General features: G+C 67.8%; 9 protein-coding genes and 1 tRNA gene. 9 read left to right on the forward strand and 1 reads right to left on the reverse strand.

The annotated features are described in order from the left end of the window. Positions 1–1,739: 1,739 nt before the first annotated feature. The 8 genes from dnaN (at position 1,740) to OHT77_RS23095 (ending at position 11,752) form a co-directional block, all read left to right on the forward strand. Positions 1,740–2,870 (forward strand): DNA polymerase III subunit beta, encoded by a 1,131-nt coding sequence (dnaN, locus tag OHT77_RS23060; protein WP_266770422.1) that lies wholly within the window; start codon positions 1,740–1,742, stop codon positions 2,868–2,870. A gap of 149 nt (positions 2,871–3,019) precedes the next feature. Next, positions 3,020–3,895, forward strand: a complete 876-nt coding sequence (gnd, locus tag OHT77_RS23065) for a phosphogluconate dehydrogenase (NAD(+)-dependent, decarboxylating) (RefSeq protein ID WP_328830400.1) — start codon at positions 3,020–3,022, stop codon at positions 3,893–3,895. Positions 3,896–3,981: 86 nt separating this feature from the next. Next, complete coding sequence (recF, locus tag OHT77_RS23070; protein WP_328830401.1) at positions 3,982–5,103, forward strand: DNA replication/repair protein RecF; 1,122 nt, start codon at positions 3,982–3,984, stop codon at positions 5,101–5,103. Continuing rightward, positions 5,100–5,654 carry a DUF721 domain-containing protein gene (locus OHT77_RS23075; protein WP_328830402.1) on the forward strand — a complete coding sequence of 185 codons (555 nt, stop codon included), beginning with the start codon at positions 5,100–5,102 and terminating at the stop codon, positions 5,652–5,654. Before recF ends, OHT77_RS23075 begins: the two co-directional genes overlap by 4 nt. Positions 5,655–6,007: 353 nt before the next feature. Next, positions 6,008–8,068, forward strand: a complete 2,061-nt coding sequence (gene gyrB / locus OHT77_RS23080) for a DNA topoisomerase (ATP-hydrolyzing) subunit B (RefSeq protein ID WP_328830403.1) — start codon at positions 6,008–6,010, stop codon at positions 8,066–8,068. A gap of 42 nt (positions 8,069–8,110) precedes the next feature. Next, complete coding sequence (gene gyrA, locus OHT77_RS23085) at positions 8,111–10,705, forward strand: DNA gyrase subunit A (protein ID WP_328830404.1); 2,595 nt, start codon at positions 8,111–8,113, stop codon at positions 10,703–10,705. Between the two features lie 18 nt (positions 10,706–10,723). After that, positions 10,724–11,542 carry a DUF3566 domain-containing protein gene (locus OHT77_RS23090; protein WP_328830405.1) on the forward strand — a complete coding sequence of 273 codons (819 nt, stop codon included), beginning with the start codon at positions 10,724–10,726 and terminating at the stop codon, positions 11,540–11,542. Positions 11,543–11,678: 136 nt separating this feature from the next. Continuing rightward, a tRNA-Ile gene (locus tag OHT77_RS23095) sits at positions 11,679–11,752 on the forward strand. 517 nt (positions 11,753–12,269) lie between these two features. Here OHT77_RS23095 and OHT77_RS23100 read toward each other — a convergent pair. Then, positions 12,270–12,617: a DUF6344 domain-containing protein gene (locus tag OHT77_RS23100; protein WP_328830406.1), complete on the reverse strand. Its 348-nt coding sequence runs from the start codon at positions 12,615–12,617 to the stop codon at positions 12,270–12,272. 337 nt (positions 12,618–12,954) lie between these two features. On the opposite strand from OHT77_RS23100, the gene OHT77_RS23105 reads away from it, so the two are divergent. Next, a complete protein-coding gene (locus OHT77_RS23105) occupies positions 12,955–13,083 on the forward strand; it encodes a DLW-39 family protein (protein ID WP_003999697.1) in 129 nt (42 codons plus the stop codon). The last annotated feature ends 25 nt before the right edge of the window (positions 13,084–13,108 follow it).

The raw sequence follows: 13,108 nt of genomic DNA on the forward strand, positions 1-13,108 counted from the left end.
GGTGGCCCAGGAACCCTTTCTAGGTGGCGTGCGCGCGTTCCTTCTCGGATGGTGCGCCGATCAGTGCCGTCACTGTCGATCACCGTCCGCCCCTGGAGCGGCACCCCCTCGACGCTCGCCCCCGAGGAAGCCCTCGGGGCAATCCCACAGCAGTGCGTGCACATGTCGGCGGAGCACAGCCCGAGCCCTGTCGATCCGGGCCAGAGTCAGTGCGTCGATCTCGCTCAGCGTCCGCCAGAGAGTGGGTTAGGAACCAACCAGGCCGAGTACCGGACGCCGGTGCTCCGGCAGACAGATGTCACGGATGCAGTTCGCGCCCAACGCAATCGCCACCGCAAGGTCGGCCATGGCCTGCCCCCGGGTCGTGAACGGGCACGCCTCCCGGCCGCGTGAGGGCCGCCGACAGTGCCCCTCTCAGCCGCGTTCGCTCCGCGAGCAACCGCACATGTACGCCTCCCACATGCCCGACCTGCCCTTTTCCGTCCCCCGACATCACCAGACCGCGTGTCCACTCACAATCCTGCACGTGAAAGTGGCCCCACCCGCTCATGATCCATGTCTTCAACAGGCCGGATCATCGCAGGTGACGGGGCACCTTCCTCGTGCCTGTCAGAACGTCACGAATCTTGGAATCCACGGTGAAACACCGAGGCCAAGACCGGACCCAGACCATCAACCCGCTTGTCGCGAGCTTCACTTCGCAACGGGCGGACCTTTTGATGCGAGTGGCGAGGTCGCCCGTGCCGCCGGAGATGGTGGTGTTGGTGCAGTCATCGTGCCGCCGTGAGGGATGGCGGCCTGGTTGAAGGTGACCGTGGCGCGGAAGGGCGCGCCACGGAGGGTGCCGTCGATGGTCACTCCAGGGCCCGTGCCGGTCGGTGGGGGCTGGTCACACCCACGCGGCGGAGCCGCGTGTCGGCAGAGCCCGTGCCCCCGAGGGGCACCGCAGCAAGGCCCGCTGTTCGATTTCCAGCTCGGTTACGGCCCCCCTCCACAGATTTGGGGACTTTCTCCCGTCCACATCCTGGGGACCGCGAAGTTGTCCAGACTGTGTCCACAGGCGCCGTGGGTGCGAGACGATCAGACCAGGTCAGGTGGTTGTGGATCCGTGGACGAAAGATATCCACAGGCTGGGGACGAATCCGTGATCCACAGGCTGGGGACGGAGTTGTCCACCGACAACCCACAGGCTGGGGCCGGTTGTCCCCAGCGATCTTCAGCTTCTCCACACCGCTGTCCACTGTTCGGCAACGCAACGCGCCACCTCACCGTGTCGAGTGAAAGGCGTCACACGAAGGTGCCGGGTTGGGCTGTGGGAAAGGCGGGTAAAGCTGGGGACGGCGCTGGGGAGAAGTGGCCCTCGGCTGTGCATGGGGTGTGCAGAACTTTCCGTTCTCCACAGAAACCCGAGGTTGTCCACCGTCGTCGCCCACAGGGTCGGTGGACAAAATTCCTGCTCTGACCTGCGAAAACGGGGTTATCCACGGTATCCACAGCCCCTACTACTACTAGCAACTAGAGAGAGCTAGGAATCCGTTTCGAAGTGGGGCCTGTGCACAACTTGCTCTTCGTCGTCCGACAGCCGCTCGTCACGACTTGACCCCGACAGGCACCTACTGTCAGTGCTGTGCGTCAGACTGTTCCCCGATGTCCTTCCCCTCACAGGGACCGACGACACCGAGACAGATGACGAAGCCAGGCAGGCCGAGAAGCGCCGGCAACAGCAGGAGGCGGCAACAGTGAAGATCCGGGTGGAACGCGACGTACTCGCGGAGGCAGTGGCCTGGGCGGCACGCAGCCTCCCGGCCCGTCCGCCGGCGCCGGTCCTCGCCGGCCTCCTGCTGAAGTCCGAGGAGGGGCAGCTGAGCCTGTCCAGCTTCGACTACGAGGTCTCCGCGCGCGTGTCGGTCGACGCCGAGGTCGAGGAGGAGGGCACGGTCCTCGTCTCCGGCCGGCTGCTCGCCGACATCTGCCGCGCTCTTCCCAACCGCCCGGTGGAGATTTCCACAGACGGTGTACGGGCGACGGTGGTCTGCGGCTCCTCCCGCTTCACCCTGCACACACTGCCTGTGGAGGAGTACCCGGCGCTGCCGCAGATGCCCACCGCGACCGGCACCGTCCCCGGTGAGGTGTTCGCCTCGGCGGCCGCCCAGGTGGCCATCGCCGCCGGCCGTGACGACACGCTGCCCGTCCTCACCGGTGTGCGCATCGAGATCGAGGGCGACACGGTGACGCTGGCGTCCACCGACCGCTATCGCTTCGCGGTCCGGGAGTTCCTGTGGAAGCCGGAGAACCCGGAGGCGTCCGCGGTCGCCCTGGTGCCCGCCAAGACGCTCCTGGACACCGCCAAGGCCCTCACGAGCGGCGACAGCGTGATCCTGGCGCTGTCCGGCTCGGGCGCGGGAGAAGGCCTCATCGGCTTCGAGGGCGCCGGTCGCCGTACGACGACGCGTCTCCTGGAGGGCGACCTCCCGAAGTACCGCTCGCTGTTCCCGACGGAGTTCAACTCCATCGCCGTGATCGAGACCGCGCCCTTCGTGGAGGCCGTCAAGCGCGTGGCCCTGGTCGCCGAGCGCAACACCCCGGTGCGGCTGAGCTTCGAGCAGGGCGTGCTGATCCTGGAGGCGGGTTCCAGCGACGACGCACAGGCTGTGGAGCGCGTCGACGCGAACCTGGAGGGTGACGACGTGTCGATCGCCTTCAACCCGACGTTCCTGCTGGACGGCCTGAGCGCCATCGACTCCCCGGTGGCCCAGCTCTCCTTCACGACCTCCACCAAGCCCGCGCTGCTCAGCGGCAAGCCGGCCCTGGACGCGGAGGCGGACGAGGCCTACAAGTACCTGATCATGCCGGTTCGCCTGAGCGGCTGAGCCGTACCGACGAGAACACCGCAGGTCGGGGCATACGGCTCGGTACTTCTGAGCGCGTATGCCCACAGGTGTGCATGACCGTCCGGGTCTAGGCTCGGACACAGGTACGCAAGTGCCTTCATGCCACGTCGCACCCTAAGGAACAACTGATGGAGCTCGGTCTCGTCGGCCTCGGCAAGATGGGCGGGAACATGCGCGAGCGCATCCGCCGCGCAGGCCACACCGTCATCGGATACGACCGCAACCCGGACCTCGCCGATGTCCACAGCCTGGAAGAGCTTGTGGGCAAGCTCAAGGGCCCGCGCGTGGTGTGGGTAATGGTCCCCGCGGGCGCCCCGACCCAGGCCACCGTCGACGAGCTGGCCGGCCTCCTGGAGCCCGGTGACGTCGTCGTCGACGGCGGCAACTCCCGCTGGACGGACGACGAGAAGCACGCCGAGGAGCTGGGCGCCAAGGGCATCGGCTTCGTCGACGCGGGCGTCTCCGGCGGCGTCTGGGGCCTGAAGAACGGCTACGCCCTGATGGTCGGCGGCGACGCCGAGAACATCGCCAAGGTCCAGCCGATCTTCGACGCCCTCAAGCCCGAGGGTGACTTCGGCTTCGTGCACGCCGGAAAGGTCGGCGCGGGCCACTTCTCGAAGATGGTCCACAACGGCATCGAGTACGCCATGATGCAGGCCTACGCCGAGGGCTGGGAGCTGCTGGAGAAGGTCGACTCGGTGACGGACGTCCGCGAGGTCTTCCGCTCCTGGCAGGAAGGGACGGTCATCCGTTCCTGGCTGCTGGACCTGGCCGTCAACGCCCTTGACGGCGACGAGCACTTGGACAAGCTCAAGGGCTACGCCGAGGACTCCGGCGAGGGCCGCTGGACCGTCGAGGCGGCCATCGACAACGCCGTGCCGCTGCCCGCGATCACGGCCTCCCTGTTCGCGCGGTTCGCCTCGCGTCAGGACGACTCGCCGCAGATGAAGATGGTCGCCGCGCTGCGCAACCAGTTCGGTGGCCACGCCGTAGAGACGAAGTAGTCCACCACGACGAAGTAGTCCACAGATCCGCAGATCCACGGGCCCAGCCTGTGGATCCACAACCTGGGGGAGGTCGGCGAACGACCATGCACGTCACGCATCTGTCGCTGGCCGACTTCCGCTCGTACGCCGGGGTCGACGTCCCGCTCGACCCCGGCGTCACCGCGTTCGTGGGACCCAACGGGCAGGGCAAGACCAACCTCGTCGAGGCCATCGGCTACCTCGCCACCCTGGGCAGTCACCGCGTCTCCTCCGACGCCCCCCTCGTCCGCATGGGCGCCGAGCGGGCGATCATCCGGGCGCAGGTCAGGCAGGGCGACCGGCAGCAGCTGGTCGAGCTGGAGCTGAACCCCGGCCGCGCCAACCGCGCCCGCATCAACCGGTCCTCGCAGGTCAGGCCCCGTGACGTACTGGGCATCGTACGGACCGTGCTGTTCGCGCCCGAGGATCTCGCGCTGGTGAAGGGGGACCCCGGGGAGCGGCGGCGGTTCCTGGACGAGCTGATCACCGCGCGGTCGCCGCGGATGGCCGGGGTCCGTTCCGACTACGAGCGGGTGCTCAAGCAGCGCAACACCCTGCTGAAGTCCGCCGCGTTGGCGCGGCGGCACGGCGGGCGGTCGATGGACCTGTCCACGCTCGACGTGTGGGACCAGCATCTCGCGCGCGTGGGGGCCGAGTTGCTCGCCCAGCGGCTCGATCTGATCGCCGCGGTGCAGCCCCTCGCCGACAAGGCGTACGAGCAACTGGCGCCCGGCGGCGGCCCGGTGGCCCTGGAGTACAAGCCGTCGGCGCCCGGTGAGGCACACACGCGTGAAGGTCTCTACGAGCAGCTGATGGCGGCGATCGCGGAGGCGCGCAAGCAGGAGATCGAGCGGGGCGTCACTCTAGTAGGGCCGCATCGGGACGATCTGATTCTCAAACTCGGTCAGCTGCCCGCCAAGGGGTACGCGTCGCACGGCGAGTCCTGGTCGTACGCGCTGGCGTTGCGGCTCGCGTCGTACGACCTGCTCAGGGCCGAGGGGAACGAGCCGGTGCTGGTGCTCGACGACGTGTTCGCGGAGCTGGACACGCGCCGTCGGGAGCGGCTGGCCGAGCTGGTGGCGCCCGGCGAGCAGGTGCTGGTGACGGCCGCCGTCGACGACGACGTACCGCATGTCCTGGCGGGGACGCGGTACAGCGTGGCGGAGGGGGCGGTGGAGCGCGTATGAGCGCCGACGAGCCCGCCGGGAGCCCCGAGGAGCCCGCGGCCAAGAAGGGGGCCGAGCCCTCCGGCGTCGACCTCGCGCGCGTGGCGTTGCGCGCCGCGAAAGAACAGGCACGCGCGCGTGGGGACGCGGCGCAGCAGAAGAAGCAGGCGCGGCGCGGCGGCCTGCGCTCCGGCGCGCGCGCCGACGGCCGTGACCCCATGGCGCTCGGCGCCGCGATCAACCGGCTGCTGACCGAGCGCGGCTGGGAGACGCCGGCCGCGGTGGGCGGTGTGATGGGCCGCTGGCCGCAGATCGTCGGCGAGGACCTGGCCAACCACTGCGTCCCCGAGAAGTACGACGAGGACGAGCGGGTCCTGATCGTGCGCTGCGACTCCACCGCCTGGGCGACGAACCTTAGGCTGCTCGCCCCGCAGCTGGTCGCCCGGCTGAACGAGGACCTGGGCCACGGCACAGTGCGGTTCCTCAAGGTGAACGGCCCCGGTGGGCCGCCCCGTCGCTACGGTCCCCTGCGCGCTCCAGGCAGCACGGGTCCCGGCGACACCTATGGGTGACTGACATCACAGCGAGGGCTCCGGCGGGTGACCCGACGCGGTTGCGAACACCGACCTGACCCTTGAGTAGCAAAGGGTTGACACCCGGAAGCGCTGAGTGCCTCCGTGAGCCTCTTTGAGCCCCGTTCCGCATATGGGGAGTCGGGAGAGACCGGTTGAGGGCGGCACATGAGGACTCAGGTACCGGCAAACCCCCATCCATGTCGGCGCTACCGGTAGACTGGAAGCAATCCCGCCCCACTTGTGGGACACACACCGAGCAACGCTGACTAAGGCTTACCAACGCAACACGCCGCAGCCGCTCCGGCCATCAGCCGGGTGCCTGGCTTGTGCTGTGCCAGAAAGGGCGCTTCGTGGCCGATTCCGGCAACCCCAACGAGAACATCCCGTCCACCGACGCCGGCGCCACCGGCGAGGCCCACGCCTCGAACGGCGAGGTCACCGCCTCGTACGACGCCAGCGCCATCACCGTCCTCGAGGGTCTGGACGCGGTCCGCAAGCGACCCGGTATGTACATCGGCTCGACCGGCGAGCGCGGCCTGCACCACCTCGTGCAGGAAGTCGTCGACAACTCGGTCGACGAGGCGCTGGCCGGGCACGCGGACACCATCGACGTCACGATCCTTCCCGACGGCGGCGTCCGCGTCATCGACAACGGCCGAGGCATCCCGGTGGGCATCGTCCCCTCCGAGGGCAAGCCCGCCGTCGAGGTCGTGCTGACGGTGCTGCACGCGGGCGGCAAGTTCGGGGGCGGCGGTTACGCGGTCTCCGGCGGTCTGCACGGCGTGGGCGTGTCCGTGGTGAACGCGCTGTCCAGCAGGGTCGCCGTCGAGGTCAGGACCGACGGCTACCGCTGGACGCAGGACTACAAGCTGGGCGTGCCGACCGCCCCGCTCGCGCAGCACGAGGCCACGGACGAGACCGGCACCTCGGTCACCTTCTGGGCCGACCCGGACATCTTCGAGACCACCGAGTACTCCTTCGAGACGCTGTCGCGGCGCTTCCAGGAGATGGCGTTCCTCAACAAGGGTTTGACGATCAAACTCACTGACGAGCGCGAGCTGGCCAAGGCCACGGCCGGTGCCGACGAGGCGGGTGCGGACGAGAAGGACGAAGTAAAGACCGTCACGTACCACTACGAGGGCGGCATCGTCGACTACGTGACGTACCTCAACTCCCGCAAGGGAGACGTGGTGCACCCGACCGTCATCGACCTGGAGGCGGAGGACAAGGACAAGAGCCTGTCCCTCGAGGTCGCGATGCAGTGGAACAGTGGTTACAGCGAGGGTGTGTACTCCTTCGCCAACATCATCCACACGCATGAGGGTGGCACGCACGAAGAGGGCTTCCGGGCCGCGCTGACGTCGCTGATCAACAAGTACGCGCGCGACAAGAAGCTGCTCCGCGAGAAGGACGACAACCTCACGGGTGACGACATCCGCGAGGGTCTGACCGCGATCATCTCGGTGAAGCTGGCCGAGCCGCAGTTCGAGGGCCAGACGAAGACCAAGCTCGGCAACACCGAAGCGAAGACCTTCGTACAGAAGGCCGTCTACGAGCACCTCAACGACTGGCTCGACCGCAACCCGAACGAGGCGTCGGACATCATCCGGAAGGGCATCCAGGCGGCCACCGCGCGCGTGGCGGCCCGCAAGGCCCGCGACCTCACCCGTCGCAAGGGCCTGCTGGAGACCGCGTCCCTGCCGGGCAAGCTGTCCGACTGCCAGTCGAACGACCCCACCAAGTGCGAGATCTTCATCGTCGAGGGTGACTCCGCCGGCGGCTCGGCCAAGTCCGGCCGGAACCCGCAGTACCAGGCGATCCTCCCGATCCGAGGAAAGATCCTCAACGTCGAGAAGGCCAGGATCGACAAGATCCTGCAGAACCAGGAGATCCAGGCACTGATCTCCGCCTTCGGCACCGGGGTCCACGAGGACTTCGACATCGCCAGGCTCCGCTATCACAAGATCATCCTGATGGCGGACGCCGACGTCGACGGCCAGCACATCTCCACCCTGCTGCTCACCTTCCTGTTCCGCTTCATGCGGCCGCTGGTCGAGGCCGGGCACGTGTTCCTGTCCCGCCCCCCGCTGTACAAGATCAAGTGGGGCCGCGACGACTTCGAGTACGCGTACTCGGACCGCGAGCGCGACGCCCTGATCGAGCTGGGCCGGCAGAACGGCAAGCGCATCAAGGAAGACTCGATCCAGCGCTTCAAGGGTCTCGGCGAGATGAACGCCGAGGAGCTGCGCATCACCACGATGGACCAGGAGCACCGCGTCCTCGGCCAGGTCACCCTGGACGACGCCGCGCAGGCCGACGACCTGTTCTCGGTCCTCATGGGCGAGGACGTCGAGGCGCGCCGCCAGTTCATCCAGCGCAACGCCAAGGACGTCCGCTTCCTCGACATCTGAGTCGGTCTCAGCTGACCGCACCAGGAAGGATCCCCACCAGCAATGGCCGACGAGAACACTCCCAGTACGCCTGAAGAGGGCGCCATCATCGCCCAGCGCGTCGAGCCCGTCGGGCTCGAGACGGAGATGCAGCGCTCGTACCTCGACTACGCGATGTCCGTCATCGTGTCGCGAGCCCTGCCCGACGTCCGCGACGGCCTCAAGCCCGTCCACCGCCGCGTCCTGTACGCCATGTACGACGGCGGCTACCGGCCCGAGAAGGGCTTCTACAAGTGTGCCCGTGTCGTCGGCGACGTCATGGGCAACTACCACCCGCACGGCGACTCCTCGATCTACGACGCGCTGGTCCGCCTCGCGCAGCCGTGGTCGATGCGGATGCCGCTGGTGGACTCGAACGGCAACTTCGGCTCCCCGGGCAACGACCCCGCCGCCGCCATGCGCTACACCGAGTGCAAGCTGGCGCCGCTGTCCATGGAGATGGTCCGTGACATCGACGAGGAGACCGTCGACTTCACGGACAACTACGACGGCCGCTCCCAGGAGCCGACCGTCCTGCCGGCCCGCTTCCCGAACCTGCTGATCAACGGCTCGGCGGGCATCGCGGTCGGCATGGCCACCAACATCCCGCCGCACAACCTCCGTGAGGTCGCGGCGGGCGCCCAATGGTGCCTGGAGAACCCCGAGGCCTCCCACGAGGAGCTGCTCGACGCGCTGATCGAGCGCATCAAGGGCCCGGACTTCCCGACCGGCGCGCTCGTCGTCGGCCGCAAGGGCATCGAGGAGGCGTACCGCACCGGGCGTGGCTCGATCACCATGCGCGCGGTCGTCGAGGTCGAGGAGATCCAGAACCGCCAGTGCCTGGTGGTCACCGAACTCCCCTACCAGACCAACCCCGACAACCTCGCGCAGAAGATCGCCGACCTGGTGAAGGACGGCAAGGTCGGCGGCATCGCCGACGTCCGCGACGAGACGTCGTCCCGTACCGGCCAGCGCCTCGTCATCGTCCTCAAGAGGGACGCGGTCGCCAAGGTCGTACTGAACAACCTCTACAAGCACACCGATCTGCAGTCGAACTTCAGCGCCAACATGCTGGCCCTGGTCGACGGTGTGCCGCGCACGCTCTCCCTGGACGCGTTCATCCGGCACTGGGTGGCGCACCAGATCGAGGTCATCGTCCGCAGGACGAAGTTCCGGCTGCGCAAGGCCGAGGAGCGGGCGCACATCCTGCGCGGCCTCCTGAAGGCCCTGGACGCCATCGACGAGGTCATCGCGCTGATCCGGCGCAGCGACACCGTCGACATCGCGCGCACGGGCCTGATGGAGCTCCTGACGATCGACGAGATCCAGGCGAACGCCATCCTGGAGATGCAGCTCCGCCGACTGGCCGCCCTGGAGCGCCAGAAGATCATCCAGGAGCACGACGAACTCCAGGCGAAGATCACCGAGTACAACGCGATCCTGGCCTCCCCGGTCCGCCAGCGCGGCATCGTCAGCGAGGAACTCGCCGCGATCGTCGAGAAGTACGGCGACGACCGCAAGACGATGCTGGTGCCCTTCGACGGTGACATGTCCATCGAGGACCTCATCGCCGAAGAGGACATCGTCGTCACCATCTCGCGCGGCGGCTACGTCAAGCGCACCAAGGCGGACGACTACCGCTCCCAGAAGCGCGGCGGCAAGGGCGTCCGCGGCACGAAGCTGAAGGAAGACGACATCGTCGACCACTTCTTCGTGTCGACGACCCACCACTGGCTGCTGTTCTTCACCAACAAGGGCCGCGTCTACCGCGCGAAGGCCTACGAACTCCCGGACGCCGGCCGGGACGCGCGCGGGCAGCACGTCGCGAACCTGCTCGCCTTCCAGCCGGACGAGGCCATCGCGGAGATCCTCGCGATCCGCGACTACGAAGCGGCGCCCTACCTGGTGCTCGCCACCAAGGGCGGTCTGGTCAAGAAGACGCCTCTTAAGGATTACGATTCGCCCCGCTCCGGCGGTGTCATCGCGATCAACCTCCGTGAGACGGAGGACGGTTCCGACGACGAACTGATCGGCGCCGAACTCGTCTCGTCCGAGGACGATCTGCTGCTGATCAGCAAGAAGGCACAGTCGATCCGGTTCACCGCCACGGATGACGCGTTGCGCCCCATGGGGCGTGCGACCTCCGGTGTCAAGGGCATGAGTTTCCGCGAGGGCGACCAGCTTCTCTCGATGAATGTTGTTCGACCCGGTACGTTCGTGTTCACTGCCACAGACGGCGGGTACGCGAAGCGCACCGCCGTCGACGAGTACCGCGTCCAGGGTCGCGGTGGCCTGGGTATCAAGGCCGCCAAGATCGTCGAGGACCGCGGTTCTCTCGTCGGCGCGCTGGTGGTCGAGGAGACCGACGAGATCCTCGCCATCACGTTGTCCGGCGGTGTGATTCGTACGCGAGTCAACGAGGTCAGGGAGACGGGCCGTGACACCATGGGCGTCCAACTGATCAACCTGGGCAAGCGCGATGCCGTCGTCGGTATCGCTCGTAACGCCGAGGCGGGACCGGAGGCGGAGGAAGTCGTAGGCGACGATGCCGGCGACGAGACCACCGAGGGTGCCGCGACCACCGGCACGGACGAGGGTGACGCACCCTCGGACGAGTAGCACGAGGAGAGAGTCATCGTGAGCGGAGCCACGGGCGCCGGATCGACCGGTACGGACACGGACGGCGGCGGCCGTGGCTCCGCCGCGAACGCGACAGATCCGCACACGACCCAACTGCGGGCGATCGACGTGAAGAAGAACGACGCGCACTCGCCCGACACGCATGGATCCCAGGGGGGAACTGTGACGGACACCCGAGGCCCGCAGACCCAGCAGCAGTCGGCTGGGGCGGGTCCGGCCGCGCCGGGCGCCAAGGCCCCGGGCCAGGCGCAGTCGTCGGCCCAGCAGGCCGCACCGGGCGCGCCCGCGGGTTCCCCGCTGCCGGGTTCGCCCCTCCCGGGGGAGCGTCAGCCGCAGCAGGCGGCGGGGCCGTACCACCCGCCGCAGGCGTACCCCACGCAGTCGCCCGCCGCCGCCCAGAGCGGTGCCGTACGACGTCCTCGCACGGGTGCGCGCACCGCGCCCCGCACCCGTAAGGCGCGACTGCGGGTGGCCAAGGCCGACCCGTGGTCGGTGATGAAGGTCAGCTTCCTGCTCTCCATCGCGCTGGGCATCTGCACGGTCGTGGCGTCCGCGGTGCTGTGGATGGTCATGGACGCGATGGGGGTCTTCTCGACGGTCGGCGGCACGATCTCGGAGGCGACCGGCTCGAACGAGTCGAACGGCTTCGACCTGCAGTCCTTCCTGTCCCTTCCGCACGTCCTGACGTTCGCGGGGATCATCGCGGTCATCGACATCGTCCTGGCCACGGCCCTCGCGACGCTCGGCGCCTTCATCTACAACCTCTCCGCCGGCTTCGTCGGCGGCATCGAGCTGACGCTCGCCGAGGACGAGTGAGTGGACCAGCGCGAAGCCGAGTGAACGCGGGTTGAAACCCCTCTCGACGGTCCTGTGACTATCGATTTTGGGACTGCCCATGTCGTGCGCTAATCTTCAGGAGTCAGCGCGCGGGACACACTCCGCAGAGCGCGGCGGGGCTATAGCTCAGTTGGTTAGAGCGCATCCCTGATAAGGATGAGGCCACAGGTTCAAATCCTGTTAGCCCCACAGCATGAAGACCCCCAACCGGTTGCGGTTGGGGGTCTTTGGCGTTCATGGCCCACTCGCCGGGCCGGTTCAGTGCCGGCAGCTCGGTCGTCTCCCCGGGCCAATGGGCTGTGCCCCTGGTGGAGTTGTGGCCTGGAGGGCGTGGGCACGTAAGAAGCCCCCCGGGGCACGTCAGCAGAACCCCGATCCCCGAGGCAGGTCAGCAGATCCCCGAGGGCACGCCAGAAGACCCCCGGCCGGGGCGGCCAGGGGTTTTCGGGGTCCTTTGTGTTGTCTCTGGAGCGTTGTACGCAAGTTCGCCGCTGGGTCAGAGAGGGCGGGTGGTCGGGCAGGTCCTGCGGGTCGAGCGGGTCGAGCGGGTCGAGCGGGTCGAGCGGGTCGAGCAGCTCGAGCGGGTCGAGCGGCTCTGGCAGGTTGAGCAGGTCGGGCAGCTCAGGCAGGTTGAGCAGTTCGGTCAAGGCCGGCGGGGTGTCTCGTGCCGGGCCGTGTTGCTCTGTGCTGAGGGGCCGCGCCCGGGTCAGCGCTGGAGCGGGGCCGCCTGGTCGGTGTGGGCCGGCTCCAGCGAGTCCATGGGCTCCGTCGTCTCGTCCGTGTCCGACGGCGGGCGGTGGCGGCAGCTGGGGGACTTGCCGTGGGCCTCGGCGCGGATGCGCTGCTTCATCGTGGGGGGCAGGGACCTGGTGAAGGTCCAGGGGGAGACCGCCGGTGTCGTGGCTGCGGCGACCGTGCTGGTGCTCGTGGCCTCGACCCGCGTCGTCGCGGCGGCGACCGTCGAGGTGACCGTGATGAGTCCGAGCGCCGTGCAGAGTGCCAGGAAGCCGGTGACGAAGGCGTTCCACAACTTCATGACCTTGATCTGGGCCATGGCCCCTCACTTTCAGGTTGGGCGATTTGCGTACTTTCCTCATGATGTGTATGGGGCTCGCGAAGTGGTGGACCGACGCCCGTGGCGCGTCGATGTTCTGATGAACACCACTCGGATGGGTGCAAGTAGCCATAAAAGGGCCGAATATGCGCGAAAGGAGGGCGAAGTAACCCTCCGTGGGGATGTGATCACCCTCAGATCGGAGCGGCTCGGTCCGCTTCTACTGCGCTGTCCCGGGCGGGAGTTGGCCCAGGACGCAGGTCACTGATCGGTCTCGGTCGGTGTGTATAGTCGGGCGACAGAGGTCCCCTACGTCAAGGAAAGACGAGGTCGCGCGGTGAAGAAGCTTCTCCTGGTCGCACTGGCCGCCATCGGCGGGCTCCTCGTGTACCGCCAGATCCAGGCGGATCGCGCCGAGCAGGATCTGTGGACGGAGGCGACCGACTCCGTGCCCACGGGTTCGTGAGTACCGAGATCCAGTTCTGAGCAAG

Origin of the sequence: Streptomyces sp. NBC_00252 (genome assembly GCF_036187565.1) — a bacterium.
GTDB lineage: Bacteria > Actinomycetota > Actinomycetes > Streptomycetales > Streptomycetaceae > Streptomyces.

What these genes read in the sequence shown, in the direction of transcription:
- OHT77_RS23100 (WP_328830406.1), bottom strand. Translation starts at nt 12,617, where the DNA reads ATGGCCCAGATCAAGGTCATGAAGTTGTGGAACGCCTTCGTCACCGGC.
- gnd (WP_328830400.1), top strand. Translation starts at nt 3,020, where the DNA reads ATGGAGCTCGGTCTCGTCGGCCTCGGCAAGATGGGCGGGAACATGCGC.
- OHT77_RS23075 (WP_328830402.1), top strand. Translation starts at nt 5,100, where the DNA reads ATGAGCGCCGACGAGCCCGCCGGGAGCCCCGAGGAGCCCGCGGCCAAG.
- recF (WP_328830401.1), top strand. Translation starts at nt 3,982, where the DNA reads ATGCACGTCACGCATCTGTCGCTGGCCGACTTCCGCTCGTACGCCGGG.
- gyrA (WP_328830404.1), top strand. Translation starts at nt 8,111, where the DNA reads ATGGCCGACGAGAACACTCCCAGTACGCCTGAAGAGGGCGCCATCATC.